Genomic DNA, 20100 nt, shown 5'->3' on the forward strand with positions numbered 1-20100 from the left:
CGGCGGGGAGTCCCGCGCGGCATGCTGTGTGTCGTGAAGCCTCGAGTGCTGGTCGTGGACGACGAAGTCGGCGTGCGCCGGGCCTTGGAGCGCGGCCTCTCCGCCGAGGGCATGGAGGTCGTCACCGCGTCCGACGGGCCCACGGCGCTGCGGGTCGCGTTGACCGGCGCGTTCGACGTGGTGCTGCTCGACATCATGCTGCCCGGCCTGTCGGGCTACCGCGTGCTGCAGCGCATGCGGGCCGACGGGGTGCGCACGCCCGTGCTGATGGTCTCCGCCAAGGACGGCGAGATCGACCAGGCCGACGGCCTCGACCTCGGCGCCGACGGGTACCTCGTGAAGCCGTTCAGCTTCGTGGTGCTGGTGGCGCAGGTCAGGGCGTTGCTGCGGCGCGGTGGTGGGGCACGCCGGAAGCTCACGCTGGGACACCTGGTCATCGACCGCGGACTGCGCGAGGTCAGCTGGGGCGGGCAGGACGTGTCGCTCTCGCCGCGCGAGTACGCGGTGCTCGACGTGCTGGCGTCGCGCGCGGGGTCCGTGGTGACGAAGGACGAGCTGCTGCGGACCGTCTGGGGCGACGAGCAGGCCGCGACCCGCAACGCCGTCGAGGTCTACGTCGGGTACCTGCGGCGCAAGCTGGAGGCCGTGGGAGCCGGCGAGGTCGTGCGGACCATCCGCGGGCACGGGTACATCGCGTCCACCCCGGACCTGGACAGCGCGCTGGGGAACAAGTGAGCCCTGGCTGGTGGTTGCGGCGCTCGCTGCGCTTCCGCATCACCGTCGTGGCCACCGGGGTCGCGCTGCTGTGCCTGCTGGCGTTCACCGGCCTCGCACCCGCGTTGATCGGCCTGATCCAGATCACGGCGGTCGACCAGGAGCTCGCGAAGTCGGAGCCGCGGGTGCTGGACGTGTCCGGGACGCCGGTGGACGGCAAGCCGCCGCTTCCGTTGACGGAGCAGGACATCCGGACGCTGCGGTCCGGCGAGCCCGTGCTGCGGATGGAGGGCGAGTCCGCGCTGCGCTACCGGGGCCAGGTCGTGTTCTCGGCGGACGGGACGCCGCGCCTGGAGGTGTACGGCAGCACGTTGCTCGGGTACGAGAACGCGAACACGCTCGGCACGCGCTGGCTGGCGTTCGCCGCGGTGCTGGTGGCCGGGCTGGTCGGGATCGCGACGTGGCTCTCGGTGCGGTCGTCGTTGCGGCCGGTCGAACGGATGAGGGTCGCGGCGGGGGAGCTGCCGCACGGGGAACGGCTGCCCGTGCCGCCTTCGCGGGACGAGCTGCAGGCGCTGGCCGAGGCGCTGAACGCGTTGCTGGCGCGGCGCGACGAGGCCTCGGACCGGTTGCGGCGCTTCACCGGGGACGCGGCGCACGAGCTCCGGTCGCCGGTCGCGTCCGTGCGGGCGCAGGCCGAGGTCGCGGTGGCGCACCCGGACCCCGACTTCTCCATCGAGGTGCTGGAGTCCGTGGTCGAGGAGTCGATCCGGCTCAGCGCTCTGGTGGAGTCGTTGCTGATCCTGGCGCGTGCGGACACGGCGGCACCGCCCCGTGCCGAGGCCGTCGACCTGGTGCTGGAGGCCGAGGCGGCGATCACCCGGCTGGACACGGAGCTGCTGGTGCGCCTCACCGCGCCGCCGTCGGCCTGCCTGGTGTCGGCGACGCGGTCCGAGGTCGAGCTGGTGCTCGACAACCTGCTGCGCAACGCCGCCCGGTACGCGTACTCGACGATCACGCTGACGCTCGTGCCGGTCGGCCGGGACGTGCGGCTGATCGTGGACGACGACGGGCACGGGATCCCTCTCGAACACCGGACGAAGGTGTTCGACCGGTTCTACCGGGTGGAGGAGGACCGCGGGCGGCGCTCCGGCGGGTTCGGGCTGGGGCTGGCCCTGGTGTCGCACCTCGTGCAGCGGCGGGGCGGGACGGTGCGTGCCGCGGAGTCCCCCGCCGGGGGTGCTCGTTTGGAGATCCGCTGGCCGTCCTGGTAGCAAGCTCTGGTGCCAGAGTTGCGAGCGTCGGCACTGGTCGACGCGCCAGTTTCCGTGGTGGCGGGTGCCCTGCTGGACACGTCGCTGATCGCGGGGTCCGGGGTGAAGGCCCCGGGTTCCCTGCTGTGCGTGGGAGATGTGCTCACCGGGCCGTTCGGGGTCCGGCTCTCGGTGACCCGCGCCGACCTGTCCGGTGTGTCCGCGGCCGGTGACTTCCTGGAGCTGCACACGGATCTCGTGGTGACCGGGGCCGGGACGATGGTGGTCGACCGCGTCTCGTGGACCTCGGTCCGCGGTGTCGTCGGGCGGTTCGCGGACGTCACGGTCGCGCGCGGGGTGGCGTTGCGGGTGCTGGAGAAGCGCTCGGCGTTGCTCACCCGGCGGTGCTCGGAGCTGTCGGCGGCGCGGGTCGTCGTCGGGGCGGCGATCGTCCGGGATGGACGGTTGCTGGCGCAGCAGCGTTCCTACCCGGAAAGCCATGCGGGACAGTGGGAACTGCCCGGCGGCCGGGTCGAGCCCGGCGAGAAGCCCGCGGACGCGCTGGTGCGCGAGTGCGTGGAGGAGATGGGTGTCTCCGTCGTCGTCGGCGAGCAGGTGGGGCCGGACGTGCCGGTGAAACGCGACCTGGTGCTGCGGATCTTCGCCGCGGAGCTCGCCGACGGTGAGCCGGAGGCGTTGGAGCACAACGCCGTCCGGTGGCTCACCGCCGGCGAGCTGCCCGGCTTGGACTGGCTGCCCGCCGACCGAGTGCTGGTGCCGGCCCTTCAGGAGCTCCTCAACTGAGCCCGGACAGGCGCAGCGCCGCGTTCAGCCGGTGCTGCGCCCGCTCGCGAGCACGTTCCGCGCCCTCCTGCCTGATCCGGTCCAGCTCCGCGGGGTCGGCGAGGAGCTCCAGCGTGCGGTCGCGCACCGGCCGCAGCTCCTCGATCACCGCTTCGGCCACGACGTTCTTCAGGTCGGCGAACCGGGACGTGTAGTCCTCGGGCTCCTTGCCGGTGCAGGAGGCGAGGATCTCGGTCAGGTTCGCGATGCCCTCGATCGACGAGAAGGCCCTGCGGACCTTGCGCCGCACCAGGTCCGGCTCGTCGAGCACGAAGACGACGCCGGCGGAGCTCTGCGCCGACTTGTCCATCTTGCGCGTCGGGTCCGAGAGGTCCTTGATGCGCGCCCCTACCTTCGGCACCACCGCGGTGGGCACGATGAACGCGTCGCCGTAGGCGTGGTTGAACCGCCGGGCGAGCGCACGGGCCAGCTCGACGTGCTGCAGCTGGTCCTCGCCGACCGGCACCTCCGCCGTGCCCTGCAGGAGGATGTCCGCGGCCATCAGCACCGGATAGGTCAGCAGGCTCAGCCGCACCGACTCGCGCCCGAGCGACTTCTCCTTGAACTGGATCATCCGCGCCGCCTCCCCGTACGTGCAGGTGCACTCCAGGACCCAGTTGAGCGCTCCCAGCTCACGGATCAGGTCGCTCTGCACGCAGACGCTGGCGGGATCGATGCCGGACGCGACGAGCACCGCGAGCTGCTCCCGCGTCATGGATCGCAGTCGTTGCGGGTTGTGCGACGACGTCATCGCGTGCAGGTCGCTGATGAAGTACACGTCCTCGTCGGTGCCCTCCGCGGCCCACGTGCGCAGCGCGCCGAGGTAGTTGCCGAGGTGGACCTGGCCGGAGGGGGTGATGGCCGAGAGCCGGATCATGGTTCGTCCCTTCGTGAGGGACCACCCGTCCGGAACGCATCAAAAAGGCCGCCCGTCCGGGCGGCCCGCGTGTCGCGTCAGTGGTGTCTGCGCGCTGCTACTCCGGCCGCCTGAAAGCGGCCCACCAGAAGGCGTTGAGAGTGCGCACGATCGTCAGTATAGGGCTACCGTCAAAGCATGTTCATCGTGCTGCTGAAGTACGCCGCGCCACTGGAACAGATCGACTACGCCCTCCCCGACCACCGCGAGTGGGTCGAGAAGCAATACGAGCGAGGGCTCTTCCTCGCCTCGGGGCGTCAGGTGCCGAGGACGGGCGGCGTGATCATCACGCGGCCCATGCCCCGGGGCAAGCTCGAAGCGCTGCTCGCCACGGATCCTTGGGCCGAGCAGAAGCTGGTGAAGTACGAGATCTGCGAGTTCGAGGCGACTCGTACGGCACCGGAGCTGTTGAAGTTGAACGAGGCGGTGCTGCAGCCCTAGCGCCCCTCGCGGGAGAGCCACTCGATCGCCGCTGTGAGCGCGTCGCCGTCGACGACTGCCTGCGGGACGACCGGGACGTTGCCGTACGTCCGGCCGGTCCGGTCGGCCATGACCGCCGTCGTGATCGCGAGCCGCGCGCCGTCGGGCAGGGGGAACGACCGGTTCGCCGTGGCGTAGCCGGCGGTCGCCGTGCCGAAGGTCCTCGTGCCGGTGCCGCCGAGGAACGAGATCAGCACCGCTTCGCCCGAGCTCGCCGTGCGGTGGTCGGTGAGCACCGCGACCGGTTCGGTGCGGGCCGCCGGGATCCGGCGCCACCGGTACGCCGTCCGGTCGCCGTTGTAGACGTGGCCGCGCCGGACACCCCAGCCCGTGGAGCCGTGCGGGCCGACGAACCTGCCTCGTTCGCCCTCGCCGAGCAGCGGGGCGACCACGGTGAGCATCGGGTGCATGTCGCCGCCGCCGTTGCCGCGCAGGTCGACCACCCACCCCGTCGGTCGTGTCGCGATCAGCTGTCTCAACGCCCTCAGGCCCGCCGTGACATAGGCGCGCCCGTGGCGCGAGTGCGTCGGCGGCAGGACCAACCATCCGGTCGTTCCGAGCAACCGACCGGTCGGCATGGCGTGCCGCCGTGGTGAGGCCGCGCGTTCGGCCGTGATCAGGTGGGTGTGCGGGTTGCCGAGGGCGGCGATCACGTGACGGATCGCGTCGTAGGTGTCCCCGGGACCGCGCGCCGAGGCGGTGGCGGCGTGAGCTTCGGCACGTAATGCGGGCCAGTCGGCCTCGGCGCTCTCGATCGAGTGACGCTCGAGAAGGCCTAGCGCCGCGTCGACGTAGGCACCCACCGCGACCGGTCTCAAGCGGCCTTCTTCAGGGCCTTCTTGGCTGCCTTCGCCGCCTTCTTCGCGGCCTTCTTCCTGGCCTTGTCACGCTCCTTGAGCAGGAACGGAACCGGGCAGCGCTTGCACTGGGGCTTCGACCGGCAGCACTTCTTCTTGAGCTTCTTACCCACAGGCTGGACTCCACTCCGACACGTATCGCTAGAGTAGGTGAGGCTCACTTCACTGGCACTCTTGTGTGGTAATGGCGACGCAGCCGGTAGTATCAGCAACGGCCCTGCGCATCGAAGTGTCCGGCGCGAGCCCCTCCAACGCCTTCGAAGCTCTAGGAGTTCTGCGTGCCCACGGCCACCGCGTCTGCCCTTCAGACGCGAACTGACCTGCGAAATGTCGCGATCGTCGCGCACGTCGACCACGGTAAGACCACCCTGGTCGACGCCATGCTGCGCCAGTCCGGTGCCTTTTCCGCGCGTGCCGAGCTCGTCGACCGGGTCATGGACTCGGGCGAGCTCGAGCGCGAGAAGGGCATCACGATCCTCGCCAAGAACACGGCTGTGCGTCGGCACACGCCGGACGGCGATGTGATCATCAACGTTGTCGACACCCCCGGCCACGCCGACTTCGGTGGTGAGGTCGAGCGTGCCCTGTCCATGGTCGACGGTGTCGTCCTGCTGGTCGACGCCTCCGAGGGCCCGCTGCCCCAGACGCGCTTCGTGCTGCGCAAGACGCTGGCCGCCGGTCTGCCGGTGATCCTGCTCGTCAACAAGGTCGACCGCCCCGACGCCCGGATCTCCGAGGTCGTCGAGGAAGCCCACGACCTGCTGCTCGACCTCGCGACCGAGGTGGGTGCCGACGAGTCCGTGCTGGACCTGCCGGTCGTCTACGCCTCCGCGCGTGCCGGTCGTGCGTCGCTGACGCAGCCCGAGGACGGCGGCCTGCCGGACGAGGAGAACCTGGACACGCTGTTCCAGGTGCTGCTCGACCACATCCCCGCCCCGCACGTCGACGTGGACGGGCCGCTGCAGGCGCTCGTCACCAACCTCGACGCCTCGACCTTCCTCGGTCGCATCGCGCTGTGCCGCATCCACCAGGGCACGATGCGCAAGGGTGAGACCGTGGCCTGGTGCCGCGAGGACGGCGAGCCCGTCAAGGTCCGCATCACCGAGCTCCTCATCACCGAGGCGCTGGACCGCGTTCCGGCCGAGTCCGCCCGTGCGGGCGACCTGGTCGCCATCGCCGGCATCGCCGACATCACCATCGGTGACACGCTGGCCGACGCCGAGACCCCCGAGGCGCTGCCCCGGATCACGGTCGACCAGCCGGCCATCTCGATGACCGTCGGTGTCAACACGTCGCCGCTGGCCGGTCGCAACGGTGGTACCAAGCTCACCGCGCGTGTGCTCAAGGCCCGTCTCGACGCCGAGCTCGTCGGCAACGTGTCGGTGAAGGTCCTGCCGACCGAGCGTCCCGACACCTGGGAGGTGCAGGGCCGCGGTGAGCTGGCGCTGGCCATCCTGGTCGAGCAGATGCGCCGCGAGGGCTTCGAGCTGACCGTGGGCAAGCCCCAGGTGGTCACGCACACGGTCGACGGCAAGGTCCACGAGCCGTTCGAGCGCCTGTCCGTCGACTGCCCCGAGGAGCACCTCGGCGCCGTCACGCAGCTGCTGGCGAACCGCAAGGGCCGCATGGAGAACATGTCGGGCCACGGCACGGGCCGCATCAAGCTCGACTACGTGGTCCCGTCGCGCGGCCTCATCGGCTTCCGCACGGAGTTCCTCACCGAGACCCGCGGCACCGGCATCGCGAACGCCGTCTCCGAGGGCTACGCGCCCTGGGCCGGCGAGATCCGCACCCGCCACAACGGGTCGCTGGTCGCCGACCGCACCGGCTCCATCACCGCCTACGCGATGATCCAGCTGGCCGACCGCGGCACGTTCTTCGTCGAGCCGGGTGCCGACGCGTACGAGGGCATGGTCGTGGGCGAGAACCCGCGCGCCGAGGACCTCGACGTCAACATCACCCGCGAGAAGAAGCTCACGAACATGCGCTCCTCCACGGCCGACGTGATGGAGACCCTGGCCCGCCCCCGCAAGCTCTCGCTGGAGGAGGCGCTGGAGTTCTGCGCCTCCGACGAGTGCGTGGAGGTGGCCCCGGACGTCATCCGCGTCCGCAAGGTCACGCTGGACGCGAACCTGCGCGGCCGCGAGCGCTCGCGTCTCAAGGCGCGCGGCTGACGCCGAGGTGAACGCCTGACGGGGGCGGCCGGGCCTGTGGCCTGGTCGCCCTTCGTCGTGTCCGGGGCCCGAAGCGCTCATGGCCTCTCTGATACCCGCCGCACGCGTTCCGACGCCTGCGAAACAGGCGGCTCCGGCACCGAACCACCCGACCAGGTGAGCCGTACTACCCACCGTGCGAGCAACCCCGCGGCGGCGCGGCACGTCACCTCTAGTGGCGCGGGTGACAAAACCTGGGTTGCCCGAACGCCACCACCCACCTTCTGGCAATGTGAGGACCATGAGGCGACTCGGGGGAGTGCTTGCCGCGGCGCTGCTGTGCGGCACAGCGGCGGCGTGCACGAACGCGCCTCCTCCGCCCCTGGTGCCGAAGTCCGAGGCGCCCGTCATCACCACCACGGGCCCCAAGGTGACCGAGATCGTGGTCGGCGTGGACGACGTGGCCGGTGGCTACAACCCGCACGCCCTCGCCGCGCAGAGCCCCATCACGACGGCGCTGAGCTCGCTGCTGCTGCCGAGCCCGTTCAGGCCGGGCAACGACGGCGCGCCGCAGCTCGACCGGAACCTGATGGTGAGCGCGAAGGTCACCAAGGCCGAGCCGTTCACGGTCACCTACACGATCCGCAAGGACGCCAGCTGGTCGGACAGCGCTCCGATCGCCGCCGAGGACTTCTACTACCTGTGGCAGCGTATGCGCGCGGAGCCCGGAGTCGTGGATCCGGCGGGTTACCGTCTGATCAACAACATCAGCGCGCGCGAGGGCGGCAAGGTCGTCGAGGTCGCCTTCGGCGAGCCGTTCCCGGGCTGGCGCTCCCTCTTCTCGAACCTGCTGCCCGCGCACCTGCTCAAGGACGCGCCCGGCACGTGGTCGAACGTGCTCGCCACCGGCTTCCCGGCGACCGCGGGGCCGTTCCAGGTGCGCAGCCTCGACGAGCCGCGCGGCGAGGTCGTGCTCGAGCGCAGCGACCGGTACTGGGAGGTGCCGACGACGCTCGACCGGGTCGTCATCCGCAGGGCCACGCGCAGCGCGATGGCCGAGTCACTGTCCAAAGGCGACAACCAGGCCGCGTTGCTGCGGGCCGACGCGGCGGACGTGAACATGCTCAAGTCGATCAAGGACGTCACGACGAAACCCGTGCCGCGCAACGAGGTCGTGCAGGTGTTGCTGCGGCCTGCGAGCGAGCAGCTCAAGGACGTGAAGACCCGCAGGGCGATCATGGCCGCCCTCGACCGCGAGGCGCTCATCGCCTCCGGCACGCAGAGCGGGCCCAGCGCCTCGTTCCGGGCCGACTCGTACGTGGTGCCGCCGAGCCGCGCCGGGTACGTCAAGACGATCAACGCGAACACGCTCGACGCCGCGGCGAGCGACCAGCTGCTGACCGAGGCCGGGTACGCGAAGGCCGGCACCGAGTGGCAGAAGGCCGGCAAGGCCCTCAAGCTCCGGATCGCCGCGCCGGAGAAGTCCGAGCCCTACGTGAGCATCGCGAACCGGATCAAGGTTCAGCTCAAGGACCGGGGGATCGACTCCGAGGTCGTCACGCCGAGCGCCGAGGACCTCTTCAGCAAGCAGCTCACCGGGTCCGACGTCGACATCGCCGTCGTGCCGCGGGTCGACGCGGGGGACACGGCGGCGGCGCTCGCGAGCGAGTTCGGGTGCGCCGGTGACGCTCCGGACGGGGCGACGCCGAGCCCGCAGAACGTCGCCGGCTTCTGCGACCCGGCGATCCAGGCGGACATCGACGCGGCCCTCAACGGCAAGGTCCTCGTGTCCGACGTGCTGGCCCGGGTCGAGCCGCTCATCGCCGCCCAGGCCGTCTCGGTGCCGTTGTTCCAGGTCGTCGATCTACTCGGTGTGCTTCCCACGGTTTCAGGTGTCGGCACCGGGGCACCCCTGGCGGGCGTGCTCAGCGGTGCGCCCGAATGGCGGCGCCTCGACAAGTAGTCGAGGGGTCGAAATTGCGTTGCGCGCATCCTTTCGGCGTTGCTACGTTCGGCCGTTCTCGTTGACAGAATTCCAGCCGCCCGGTCAACGAACGCTGGCGCCCGGTAATCGGGCCATTGCGGCCTGCTACAACCTGTTTCCATTGGGTCACGATCGCCCTCCCAGGTAGTGACCGCCGCCTCAAGGGGTTCTTACCGTGCTGCCCACGATGTGCCGGTTCGGGGCGCGTATGGCACATCACGGTTATGGGCGTGCATGCCGACCTGGCCACGGCCGCCCAGTGCTAGGAGGGCACGTGTCGATGAGGAGAACCAAAGCAGTTCCGGCGATCGCGCTGGTCGCCAGCGCGTCACTCGTGCTGGGGGCCTGCGGTGGTGGCGGTGGAGGCGGCACTGACGCGAACGGTGGCGACTCCACCATCGCGGAGATGGCTGTCGCACGCGGCGAGTCCGCCGACGGCTACACCGCGCCGGACACCAAGCAGAGCGACCAGATCGTGGTGTCGACGGACAAGGCGTACACGTCGTACAACAACGCGACCGAGGACGCCAACCAGTCGTACAACACGTTCGCGCTGGTTCTCACGCAGCCTGGTGCGAACATCCTGAACGGCAACAACAAGTACAGCCTGAACAAGGACGTCATGGAGAGCGTCGAGGTCACCTCGAAGTCTCCGCAGGTTGTGACTTGGAAGTTGAAGAAGGGCGTCACCTGGTCCGACGGCGAAGCCTGGGACTGCGACGACTTCTACATGGCCTGGTTCACCCAGAGCAACTCGTCCAAGAAGGCCGACGGCAGCAAGTACTTCAAGCCGGCCGGCTCCACCGGGTACGACCTCATGACCGGTGAGTGCAAGGACGACCAGACGTTCGTCGGCTCGTTCGCCGACCCGTACCCGGACTACATCGGCCTGTTCAACAACGACGTTCTCCCCGCGCACATCCTGGAGAAGAACGCCGGCATCGCCGACATCACCAAGCTCAACAAGGACAGCGCAGCCGCTGACCTGCAGAAGGCCGCCGACTTCTGGAACGAGAAGTGGAACGGCTTCACCAAGGACCTCTCGCCCGGCGCGGGTCCCTACATGCTGACCGCCTTCGAGCCGAACCAGTCGGTGACGCTCGAGCGCAACCCCAAGTGGGTCGGCAAGGCCGGTGGCCCGGCCAAGATCATCCTCAAGGCCGTCTCGGACCCCGTCGCGCAGGCGCAGGCGCTGGAGAACGGTGAGGTCGCCGTCAACTCCATGGCCCAGCCCGACGCGAACGCCGCGACGAAGCTGAAGAGCCTCAGCGCTCAGGGCATCACGTTCGGCGCGGGCCCCGGCCTGTCGTTCGAGCACCTCGACATCCAGTTCAAGAACCCGGTGCTGGCCAAGGAAGAGATCCGCAAGGCGTTCTTCATGTGCGTCAAGCGCCAGGACATCATCGACAAGCTGATCACCGAGGTGCAGGCCGACGCCAAGCCGCTCGGCAGCCTGATCTTCTTCCCGAAGGACGAGGGCTACAAGGACGTCTACGCCGACAAGGCCAAGGGCGACCCGGCCGAGGCGAAGAAGATCCTCACCGACGCCGGCTGGGCGCAGGGTGGAGACGGCGTGTTCGCGAAGGACGGCGTGCGTGCGTCCTTCCGGATCAGCCACACCGACATCCCGCGTCGCAAGCAGACCGTCGAGCTCATCCAGGGCCAGTGCAAGGAAGCCGGCATCGAGGTCAAGGACGACACCGACCCGAACTTCCTCGACGAGCGCGTGAGCCAGGGCGACTACGACGTCGCGCTGTTCGCGTGGTCCGGTGGCCCGCTCAAGAGCGACAAGAAGTCGATCTACGAGACCGGCGGTGGCCAGAACTGGCAGAACCTGAGCGTTCCGGCGGCGGACGCGGCCTTCAAGTCGGGTGTCTCGCAGACGTCGATCGCGGACTCGCTCAAGTTCTTCCAGAAGGCCGACGAGGAGATCGCGAACGCCTACGGTTCGCTCCCGCTCTTCCAGATGCCGAACATGTGGGCCTTCAAGGGTCTCGACCGCGTGTACTTCCAGAGCTACTACGGCGCGCTGTGGAACGCCAACGAGTGGCAGACCAAGTAATTCGTCTTAGCTGAAGTGCGCAACGCCTGACCGGGCGGGGCCGGACCACGAGTCCGGCCCCGCCCGAGCCGGGTTGTTCCCTAGGAGCCCGCCCGTGATCCGCTACATCATCCGGCGCCTGCTGATCTCCATACCCATCCTGCTGATCGGCAGCTTCGCCTGTTACGTCCTCGTCGCCACCGCCGGAAACCCCCTGGCGGAGATGCGCTTCCGGCCCGGTGTCACCGAAGCCGACATCAAGGCCGCGGAGGTCTCACTGGGCTTGGACAAGCCCGTCTTCATCCGCTACTGGAACTGGCTCGCCGACTTCCTGTCGGGTGACTGGGGCCAGAGCATCGCCCTCGGTCAGGCCAAGACCGCCGTCTTCCCGGCCGTCACCGACGCGCTGTGGACCACCGGGCGCCTCGTCATCGGCGCCGAACTCCTCGCTCTGACACTGGGTGTCTCGGTCGGCGTGCTCGCCGCCGTGCGCCAGTACTCGATCTTCGACTACCTCGCCACGAGCACCGCGTTCCTCATGTTCTCGATGCCGATCTTCTGCGTCGCGGTCATCGTGAAGAACTACGGCATCCAGTTCAACAACGTCCTGGAGTCGATGGGGCTGGACCGCTGGCTCACCACCGCAGGCCCGCGTCCGGGCGGGTTCACCGGCAGCTTCGGTGAAGTGATCTTCAAGTACACCGGCACGTTCCTGCTGCCGACGGTCGCGCTGATGCTGATCAGCTTCGCCGCCTACAGCCGGTTCGAACGCGCGTCGATGCTGGAGATCCTGCACTCGGACTTCGTGCGCACCGCGCGGGCCAAGGGCATCTCGCAGGGCCGCGTGATCTTCCGGCACGCGTTCCGCAACGCGCTGATCCCCGTGTCCACGCTGTTCTCGTTGAACTTCGGTGCCGTGCTGTCCGGCGCGATCATCACCGAGACGGTGTTCGGCTGGGCCGGCATGGGCACCCTGCTCGTCAACTCGGTGCGGCAGTTCGACCCGCCGATGCTGATGGGCTGGCTGGCCGTCACCGCGACCCTGATCGTGCTGTTCAACCTGATCGCCGACGTCGTGTACGGCATCCTCGACCCTAGGATTCGCCTTGGCTAACATCAACTTGGCGTCCGAGGGCGGCGTGGTGAACAGCGCTCCGCAGTCCGACTCGCACGAGTTCGACGCCACCAAGACCCGCACGCAGGGCCAGCTGGTCATGCGGCGCTTCCTGCGTCACCGGCTCGCGATGGTGAGCCTCGCCGTCTTCGTGTTCCTCATCCTGTTCGCGTTCGTCGGGCCGTTCATCTGGACGTTCGACTACGAGGACGTGACCAGCAAGTCCTACCAGCCGATGAGCGGCACCCACCCGCTCGGCACCACCCAGGTCGGCAAGGACATGCTCGCGCTCCTCATGCGCGGCACCGGGTACTCGTTGCAGATCGCGTTGATCGTGGCCGCGCTGGCGACCGCGATCGGTGTGACCTTCGGTGCGCTCGCCGGCTACCTGCGCGGGTTCGTGGACACCGCGCTGATGCGGCTCGTCGACCTGCTGCTGATCATCCCCCAGATCGCGGTCGCCGCGATCGTCGTCAAGGGGTTCTCCGGCAGCTGGTACGTCGTCGCGCTCGTGCTCGCCGCGTTCGCCTGGATGTCGATCGCCCGCATCACCCGGGGTGAGACGCTCTCCTTGGCGCAGCGCGAGTTCATCGAGGCGGCGCGCGCGTGCGGCGCCTCGACGCCGCGGATCATCTTCAAGCACCTCGTGCCGAACATGATCGGCAGCATCACCGTCAACGCCACGCTGGCGATCGCCGCCGCGGTGCTGACCGAGGCCGCGCTGTCGTTCCTGGGACTGGGCGTCCAGCCCCCGGACACCTCGCTCGGCGTGATCGTGCTGGAGAACTACGGGCAGTTCATGAACCGGCCGTGGCTGTTCTGGGGTCCGTTCATCGTGCTCGTGTCGCTCTCCCTGGCCGTCAACTTCATCGGTGACGGCCTGCGCGACGCGTTCGACCCGAGGCAGACGAAGGTGCGTGCCTGATGAGTGTTTCCGAACTGTCGGAGGACTTCCTGCCCTCCAGCACCACCGCACCGCTGCTCTCGGTCAAGGACCTGAGCGTCACGTTCCCGACCGACGACGGCGACGTCCGCGCCGTGCGCAACGTCTCGTTCGACCTCAACCCCGGCGACGTGCTGGGGATCGTCGGCGAGTCGGGCTCCGGCAAGTCCGTGTCGTCCATGGCGATCATGGGCCTGCTGCCCAAGAACGCCGTCATCGAGGGTTCCATCCGCTACCGCGGTGAGGAGCTGAACGGCCGCACCTACAAGCAGATGCAGCCGTTCCGCAGCAAGCACATCTCGATGATCTTCCAGGACCCGATGACGTCGCTGAACCCCGTCTACACCGTGGGGTGGCAGCTCGCCGAGACCTACCGCGCGCACCACGACGTCTCCAAGAAGGCGGCGTGGGCCAAGGCGGTCGAGGCACTGGAACTGGTCGGCATCCCGCAGCCGGACAAGCGCGCGGCCCAGTACCCGCACGAGTTCTCCGGCGGCATGCGGCAGCGCGTGGTCATCGCGATGGCGATCATCAACGACCCCAGCGTGATCATCGCCGACGAGCCGACCACCGCGCTCGACGTGACGGTGCAGGCGCAGATCCTCGACACCATGCTGCGGCTGCAGTCCGAGACCGACGCGGCGATCGTCATGATCACGCACGACCTCGGCGTGGTCGCGGGCATGGTCAACCGCGTGCAGGTGATGTACGGCGGCACCGTGGTCGAGTCCGGCCCGGTCGACGACGTCTTCGAACGGCCGCGGATGCCCTACACGGTCGGGCTCCTGGGCTCCGTCCCGAACCCGTCCACGCTGGGCAAGAGGCTGACCCCGATCAAGGGCGCGCCCCCGTCGCTCGTGAACCTGCCGACCGGCTGCTCGTTCTCGCCGCGCTGCCCGCTCGTCGCCGACGTGTGCAACGAGTGGGAACCGCTGCTGGAGGAGGCCGGCGCCGCGAACCACACGACGCGGTGCCACCGCTGGGAGCACCTGGCGACGATCGAGACGCCGCAGAGGCTGTTCCTGCACGACGAGATCGGCACGGTGGAGAACCCGGCCGCGTTCGCCGCGGCCAACCCCGACGAGTCGCTCGAAGTGACCGCCGCGCACGGGTCTTTGCTCGAGGATGAGGAGGCGAAGTGACCGCGCCACTGCTGGAGGTCACCGACCTCGTCAAGGAGTTCCCCGTGCGGGGCAAGGGGATCATCCCGCGCAACGTCGGCACGGTGCAGGCCGTGTCCGGGGTGTCGTTCACGCTGCACCCCGGCGAGACGCTCGGCCTCGTCGGCGAGTCCGGCTGTGGCAAGTCCACGACCGGGCGCGCGATCCTGCAGCTGCACAAGCCGACCTCGGGCTCGGTGAAGTTCGACGGCCGTGAGCTGACGACCATGAGCACCAAGCAGCTCCGGCCGCTGCGCAAGGACATCCAGATCGTCTTCCAGGACCCGTACGCGTCGCTGAACCCCAAGTGGCAGGTCAACGACATCATCGCGGAACCCCTGGTGATCCACGGTGTCGAAGGCGGTGTGCAGCGGCGGGTCAACGAGCTGATGGAGCTCGTGGGCCTCAACCCCGAGCACCGCAACCGTTACGCGCACGAGTTCTCCGGCGGTCAGCGGCAGCGCATCGGCATCGCCCGGGCCCTGGCGCTGAACCCGCGGTTCCTGGTGCTGGACGAGCCGGTGTCCGCTTTGGACGTCTCGGTGCAGGCCGGTGTCGTGAACCTGCTGGAGGAGCTGCAGGAACGGCTCGGGCTCGCCTACCTGTTCGTCGCGCACGACCTCTCGGTGGTGCGGCACATCTCGGACCGGGTCGCGGTCATGTACCTCGGCAAGATCATCGAGATGGGCGAGCGCGAGGCGATCTACGCCAGGCCGATGCACCCGTACACGCAGGCGCTGCTGTCGGCCGTGCCGATGCCCGACCCGAAGGCGGAACGCAAGCGTCAGCGGATCGTGTTGACCGGTGACGTGCCGTCGCCGGTCAACCCGCCGTCGGGGTGCCGCTTCCGCACCCGGTGCTGGAAGGCCCAGGACATCTGCGCGACCGAGGAACCGAAGCTCGAAAGGCGTGGTGGCCCGGAGGGAACGTTGTCCGCCTGCCACTTCGCCGAGGAACGCGCGGTCGTCTAGGCGCGCTCGCTTCCGCAGTAAACGAAGCCTTATGGCCAGGTCAGGGCAACGCTCTGGCTTGGCCCGGGGGCAAACGCGCGAGGTTCGCGAGATCGCGTCGGTCGTCCGGTCAACCGCTCGCACCGAATTCGGCGAAGCCCAATTCGGTGCGAACGATTCGGCCGGACGACCGACTTCCCGGCGATCTCGCCGCTCCTGCGGAGCAGGGGCCGACAAACACAGCCATTAACTCAGCTTTACTCTGTTTCAGTGACGCTGACTGCCCCACCACGGTTGCTCTTCGTGCACGCCCACCCGGATGACGAGAGTCTCTGGACCGGCGGCACCATCGCGCGCTACGCCTCCGCCGGCGCGCACGTCACCGTCGTCACCTGCACGCTGGGCGAAGAGGGCGAGATCATCCCGCCCGCGCTGGCGAACCTCGCCGCCGACGCCGCCGACCAGCTGGGCGGGTACCGCGTGGGCGAGCTGAGATCAGCCTGCGCCGCACTCGGTGTGACGGACCACAGGTTCCTCGGCGGCATCGGCCGCTGGCGCGACTCCGGCATGGTCGACGTGCCGTCCAACGCGAAGCCCCGCGCGTTCATCCAGGGCGCGATCGAGGACCAGACCGCCCAGCTGGCCGAGATCCTGCGCGAGGTCAAGCCGCAGGTCGTCGTGAGCTACGACGCGTTCGGCGGCTACGGCCACCCGGACCACATCCGCGCGCACGAGATCACGGTCGCCGCGTGCGCCCAGGTCTCCGACGTCGAGCGGGTCTTCTACGCGGTGACGTCCCGCGACGCCACGGCCGCCGGCGTGGCCGGCCTGGAGAACGTCCCCGACGCGTTCCGGCTGCCCGAGGCCGGTGAGCTCCCGGTGACGCCGGATGAAGAGATCACAACGGTTGTCGACGTGTCGGAGCACCTGACGGCGAAACGGCGGGCGCTGCGGGCACACTCGACCCAGGTCAGTGTGTGGGACGGCGGGTACGCGTTGTCGAACGACATCGCGCAGCCGCTCGTCGGTGCCGAGTACTACGTGCTCGCGAAGGGCTCCGCGGCCGGCGCGGAGACGGATCTGTTCGGAGGACTGGGTGGTGACAGGTAGCTGGCGAGTCGTCTTCCTGCTGCTTCTGTGCGTCGAGGCGGCAGTGCTCGCTGTGCTCGAGACGTTCTTCCTCCCGGTGCGCCTGGACGGCACCCTGCTGCCCAGGCTGGGGGACATCCCGTTCCCCGTCACGATCGCGGTGGCCATCGTCACCACGCCGATGCTGGTGCAGTGGGCGGCCGGCCTGTCGGACCGGGTCCTCGCCGCCGCGGCCCCGCTGATCGTGTGGTTCTTCACGATCTTCACGCTCGGCTTCCTGGAGCCGGGCGGTCAGGGCCAGTTCCTGCTCGGCGACTGGCGTTCGCTCCTGCTGATCGCGGGCGGGGCGATGCCCGGCGCGGTGGCCGTGGGCGCCGTGATGGCGCGCAACGCCGCCAACCGGCCCGGCCTCTACGAGACCGCCGGGATCCAGTAGCGGTACCGGTGGTGCTCGGTGCAGCCGAGCTCCTCGTACAGCCTGATCGCCGGGTCGTTGTGCTCGGCGACCTGCAGCACGCACGTCGTGGCGCCCTGCTCGAGGCCCCAGCCCGCCAGCTCGCCCATGAGGCGCCTCGCGAGGCCCTGACGGCGATGTGACGGGCGTACGGCGAGCCGGGCCACGTGCAGCACGTCCTCGACCACCGCGCCGCGCACGGCCGCGATCACGACCCCGTCCTCGGCCAGGCTCGCGAAGCAGACGCCGCCGCCACTGCCGAGCACGTGCCGTTGCGCGGCGGAGACCTCGGATCCGGCCGTCAGTTCCCACCATCCGGGAAGATCACGACTCTCGGCTACGCCCTCCGCGAACTTCTCCAGCGGGCCGGTCATCACGAGCGACTCGGCACCACCCGGATGATCCAGATCCACCCTCCAGCCTGCGGCTTCGATCGCCGGCTCCGGTGATGAGCCGTTGACCACATGCGCCGTGGGTTTGATGCCGTGCTCACGGGCGAACCCCTGCACGACCCTCAACGCCTCCGGAACCGGCATGCCCGGGTCGCCGCAGGTCAGCGTGCTGTTCGCGCGGCCGGTGAAGCCCTCGGCGGCGCGCATCAACCAGTCTCCGAGCGGAACTTCTGCCAGGGCGGGCCATGCTCGCGCGCAGAGGGTTTCCAGGTGATCCACGGTGTGCACACGTCCATCCTGACTACGTTGGCGAGAGGTTTTCCAGGTAGCCGTGGGGACGTGTCACATCGCACAGCTAAGGCAAGCCTGACCGGGTGATACTCGAACGTGCCGCGTACTCTCCGGCTTGCGCGGTGTGACCAGATGAAGTTGGAGAGCGCAGTGACTTATGTGATCGCCCAGCCGTGCGTGGATCTGCTCGACAAGGCGTGCATCGAAGAGTGCCCTGTCGACTGCATCTACGAAGGCGACCGGATGCTCTACATCCACCCCGACGAGTGTGTGGACTGTGGCGCGTGCGAGCCGGTGTGCCCGGTGGAAGCCATCTACTACGAGGACGACGTCCCCGACGAGTGGAAGGACTACACCAAGGCGAACGTCGACTTCTTCAACGAGCTCGGCTCGCCCGGTGGCGCGTCGAAGGTCGGCAAGGTCAGCGCCGACCCGGAGTTCGTGAAGGTCCTCGCGCCGCAGGCCGAAGGGCATTGATCATCCGACGTAGGGGGCCGGCGCTGCCGGACTTCCCGTGGGACCAGCTGTCAGGCCACGCCGCCAAGGCGCGCAAGCACCCCGGTGGCGTGGTCGACCTGTCGGTCGGCACCCCTGTCGACCCGGTTCCCGCGGTGATCAGGTCCGCGCTGGCGTCGGTCTCCGACGTTCCCGGCTACCCGACCACCCACGGCACTCCCGAGCTGCGCGCGGCCTTCGTCGCCGCGGTGGAGCGCCGGTACGGGATCGTCGGGCTGTCGGTGGACGCGGTGCTGCCCACCATCGGCTCCAAGGAGCTCGTGGCGTGGCTGCCCACCCTGCTCGGCGTCGGGCCGGGTGACGTCGTCGCCGTGCCCGCCGTCGCGTACCCCACCTACGAGGTGGGCGCGCTGATGGCGGGGGCCGAGGTCGTCCGCCTCGCCGACGGGGAACGCCCGCCCGCCGGCACGAGGCTCGTGTGGCTCAACTCGCCGTCGAACCCGACCGGGCGCGTGCTGTCGGCCGGTCAGCTGCGCGACGCCGTCGCCGCCGCGCGTGAGGTCGGCGCGGTCGTGGCGTCCGACGAGTGCTACCTGGCGCTGCCGTGGGACTCCTCGCCGGTGTCGGTGCTGCATCCGTCCGTTGTGGACTCCTTCGACGGCGTGCTCGCCGTGCACTCGCTGTCGAAGTCGTCGTCGCTCGCGGGCTACCGGGCCGGGTTCGTCACCGGCGACCCGGAACTGGTCGCGGGTCTGCTGGAGCTGCGCAAGCACGCGGGCATGATCGTGCCGCGGCCGGTGCAGGAGGCCATGCGCGCCGCCCTCGAGGACGACGAGCACGTCGCCGAGCAGCGGTCGAGGTACCTGGCCCGGCGTGAGGTGCTCAAGCCCGCGCTGGAGGCGGCCGGGTTCACCGTGTCGCACTCCGAGGCGGGGCTCTACCTGTGGTCGTCGCGCGGTGAGGACGCCTGGGAGACGATCTCCTGGCTGGCCGACCGCGGCATCCTCGCGGCCCCCGGCACGTTCTACGGCCCGGAGGGCGCCCGGCACGTGCGGGTCGCGCTCACGGCCACCGACGAACGGATCGCCGCGGCGGCCGAGCGCCTCAAGGCTTGAGGGCCGACCACACCCTGCGCGTGAACTGGTTCGGTGGCACGGCGTCCGTCGTGAGCCGCACCGACGTGCTGATCTCCTCGCCGCTCAGGCCGAGGCCCAGCACGAGGTGCCAGTGCAGGTCCCAGAGGTCGGCGAACGAGTCCAGCTCCACGTCGGCGTCCGCGCTCACGTGGAGCACGGCCGGTTCCGCGACGCGCACGACGCGTTCGACGGCCCTCACGTCCCGCGTGTTGGTGCGGAAGCTGAACTGCAGGTCGACCGTCGCGAGGTCGAGCCCGTACGTCGCGTACGAGTGGCATCTGTGGTGCGGCAACGACAACGGCTGGTTCGTCTCCAGGTAGAGGTCGCCCTCGAACCGCAGCGTCGGCGAGTGCTGGCTCAGCGTCGCGCGGGCGCTGACGAACTCCCAGCCGGGCATGTCGAGCTTGGGCACCAGCAGTTCCAGCACCTCGCCACGGCGCGCTGACCTGGTGCGCTCACCCGAGCGCCACGGGATCTCCCTGCTGTAGGGCTCTTTCTTCGTGACGAACACGTACGGCGCGTTGTCGGTCTGCAGCGACAGGACCACGACCGTCCGGTTCCTCGCCCAGTCGAACGCGACCGTGGTCAGTCCCGGTGCGACGCCGTCGAAGTGGCTCTCGACCCGCGGCCACCAGCTCGACAGCTCCTCGGCCGGGGCGCCCTTGACGTAGCGGCCCTTCTCGTCGACACCGACGATCCACATGGCCTCGGACCCGCGGGCGGCGTTGCAGAGCGCGGCGATCTGGCGCGCGGCCTTGCCGTGGTCGATCGGCCACTGCGTCTTGAACTCCACGAAGGAGTCCTCCGACTGCGCGCCCTGGAGGGCACGCTCTATGGCAGCTCGAGCGTTCAACTCGAGTCGCTGTTTCAGCAC

General features: G+C 69.3%; 20 protein-coding genes. 15 read left to right on the forward strand and 5 right to left on the reverse strand.

Features of this window, described 5'->3' with window-relative positions; all coding sequences use genetic code 11:
• Positions 1–21: 21 nt before the first annotated feature.
• The 3 genes from ACWF7A_RS16850 to ACWF7A_RS16860 are packed head-to-tail and all read left to right on the forward strand — an operon-like array spanning position 22 to position 2771.
• On the forward strand, positions 22–735 hold the full coding sequence (locus tag ACWF7A_RS16850) for a response regulator transcription factor (RefSeq protein WP_452251351.1): 714 nt from the start codon (positions 22–24) through the stop codon (positions 733–735).
• The gene (locus ACWF7A_RS16855) at positions 732–1988 is read left to right on the forward strand and encodes a sensor histidine kinase (RefSeq protein ID WP_452251352.1); all 1257 of its coding nucleotides are present in this window, start codon (positions 732–734) and stop codon (positions 1986–1988) included. The genes ACWF7A_RS16850 and ACWF7A_RS16855 overlap by 4 nt, the downstream gene beginning before the upstream one ends.
• 9 nt (positions 1989–1997) lie before the next feature.
• A complete protein-coding gene (locus tag ACWF7A_RS16860; RefSeq protein ID WP_452251353.1) occupies positions 1998–2771 on the forward strand; it encodes a (deoxy)nucleoside triphosphate pyrophosphohydrolase in 774 nt (257 codons plus the stop codon).
• Here ACWF7A_RS16860 and trpS read toward each other — a convergent pair.
• Positions 2764–3687 (reverse strand): tryptophan--tRNA ligase, encoded by a 924-nt coding sequence (trpS, locus tag ACWF7A_RS16865; RefSeq protein ID WP_452251354.1) that lies wholly within the window; start codon positions 3685–3687, stop codon positions 2764–2766. The genes ACWF7A_RS16860 and trpS overlap by 8 nt on opposite strands.
• 177 nt (positions 3688–3864) lie before the next feature.
• Between trpS and ACWF7A_RS16870 the strand changes: the two genes are divergently transcribed.
• The gene (locus tag ACWF7A_RS16870) at positions 3865–4167 is read left to right on the forward strand and encodes a YciI family protein (protein ID WP_452251355.1); all 303 of its coding nucleotides are present in this window, start codon (positions 3865–3867) and stop codon (positions 4165–4167) included.
• Here ACWF7A_RS16870 and ACWF7A_RS16875 read toward each other — a convergent pair.
• Positions 4164–5024 carry a S41 family peptidase gene (locus ACWF7A_RS16875; RefSeq protein WP_452251356.1) on the reverse strand — a complete coding sequence of 287 codons (861 nt, stop codon included), beginning with the start codon at positions 5022–5024 and terminating at the stop codon, positions 4164–4166. The genes ACWF7A_RS16870 and ACWF7A_RS16875 overlap by 4 nt on opposite strands.
• Positions 5021–5176 (reverse strand): hypothetical protein, encoded by a 156-nt coding sequence (locus ACWF7A_RS16880; RefSeq protein ID WP_162185756.1) that lies wholly within the window; start codon positions 5174–5176, stop codon positions 5021–5023. Before ACWF7A_RS16880 ends, ACWF7A_RS16875 begins: the two co-directional genes overlap by 4 nt.
• A gap of 165 nt (positions 5177–5341) precedes the next feature.
• On the opposite strand from ACWF7A_RS16880, the gene typA reads away from it, so the two are divergent.
• The 9 genes from typA to ACWF7A_RS16925 all read left to right on the forward strand — a co-directional run bounded on the left by typA (position 5342) and on the right by ACWF7A_RS16925 (position 16933).
• Entirely contained in the window at positions 5342–7237 is a 1896-nt protein-coding gene (typA, locus tag ACWF7A_RS16885) for a translational GTPase TypA (RefSeq protein ID WP_452251357.1), read from the forward strand.
• Between the two features lie 280 nt (positions 7238–7517).
• Positions 7518–9179 (forward strand): ABC transporter family substrate-binding protein, encoded by a 1662-nt coding sequence (locus tag ACWF7A_RS16890; protein WP_452251358.1) that lies wholly within the window; start codon positions 7518–7520, stop codon positions 9177–9179.
• Between the two features lie 301 nt (positions 9180–9480).
• The gene (locus ACWF7A_RS16895; protein ID WP_452251359.1) at positions 9481–11262 is read left to right on the forward strand and encodes an ABC transporter family substrate-binding protein; all 1782 of its coding nucleotides are present in this window, start codon (positions 9481–9483) and stop codon (positions 11260–11262) included.
• Between the two features lie 94 nt (positions 11263–11356).
• A complete protein-coding gene (locus tag ACWF7A_RS16900; RefSeq protein WP_452251360.1) occupies positions 11357–12355 on the forward strand; it encodes an ABC transporter permease in 999 nt (332 codons plus the stop codon).
• A gap of 1 nt (position 12356) precedes the next feature.
• Positions 12357–13280: an ABC transporter permease gene (locus ACWF7A_RS16905; protein ID WP_452251545.1), complete on the forward strand. Its 924-nt coding sequence runs from the start codon at positions 12357–12359 to the stop codon at positions 13278–13280.
• Positions 13280–14440, forward strand: coding sequence for an ABC transporter ATP-binding protein (locus ACWF7A_RS16910; protein ID WP_452251361.1), 1161 nt, complete (start codon positions 13280–13282; stop codon positions 14438–14440). Before ACWF7A_RS16905 ends, ACWF7A_RS16910 begins: the two co-directional genes overlap by 1 nt.
• Entirely contained in the window at positions 14437–15429 is a 993-nt protein-coding gene (locus tag ACWF7A_RS16915) for an ABC transporter ATP-binding protein (RefSeq protein ID WP_452251362.1), read from the forward strand. The genes ACWF7A_RS16910 and ACWF7A_RS16915 overlap by 4 nt, the downstream gene beginning before the upstream one ends.
• A 249-nt stretch (positions 15430–15678) precedes the next feature.
• On the forward strand, positions 15679–16518 hold the full coding sequence (gene mshB, locus ACWF7A_RS16920) for an N-acetyl-1-D-myo-inositol-2-amino-2-deoxy-alpha-D-glucopyranoside deacetylase (RefSeq protein WP_452251363.1): 840 nt from the start codon (positions 15679–15681) through the stop codon (positions 16516–16518).
• Positions 16508–16933 (forward strand): hypothetical protein, encoded by a 426-nt coding sequence (locus ACWF7A_RS16925; protein ID WP_452251364.1) that lies wholly within the window; start codon positions 16508–16510, stop codon positions 16931–16933. Before mshB ends, ACWF7A_RS16925 begins: the two co-directional genes overlap by 11 nt.
• On the opposite strand, the gene ACWF7A_RS16930 is transcribed toward ACWF7A_RS16925, so the two are convergent.
• Positions 16909–17631, reverse strand: coding sequence for a GNAT family N-acetyltransferase (locus ACWF7A_RS16930; protein ID WP_452251365.1), 723 nt, complete (start codon positions 17629–17631; stop codon positions 16909–16911). The two genes, ACWF7A_RS16925 and ACWF7A_RS16930, sit on opposite strands and share 25 nt — an antisense overlap.
• Positions 17632–17784: 153 nt before the next feature.
• On the opposite strand from ACWF7A_RS16930, the gene fdxA reads away from it, so the two are divergent.
• Together fdxA and dapC are read left to right on the forward strand one after the other, a co-directional pair.
• On the forward strand, positions 17785–18111 hold the full coding sequence (fdxA, locus tag ACWF7A_RS16935) for a ferredoxin (protein WP_030480843.1): 327 nt from the start codon (positions 17785–17787) through the stop codon (positions 18109–18111).
• 2 nt (positions 18112–18113) lie between these two features.
• The gene (gene dapC, locus ACWF7A_RS16940; RefSeq protein ID WP_452251546.1) at positions 18114–19205 is read left to right on the forward strand and encodes a succinyldiaminopimelate transaminase; all 1092 of its coding nucleotides are present in this window, start codon (positions 18114–18116) and stop codon (positions 19203–19205) included.
• On the opposite strand, the gene ACWF7A_RS16945 is transcribed toward dapC, so the two are convergent.
• The gene (locus ACWF7A_RS16945) at positions 19195–20019 is read right to left on the reverse strand and encodes a hypothetical protein (protein WP_452251366.1); all 825 of its coding nucleotides are present in this window, start codon (positions 20017–20019) and stop codon (positions 19195–19197) included. The genes dapC and ACWF7A_RS16945 overlap by 11 nt on opposite strands.
• Positions 20020–20100: the final 81 nt, after the last annotated feature.

The organism is Lentzea sp. NPDC055074, from assembly GCF_053608005.1.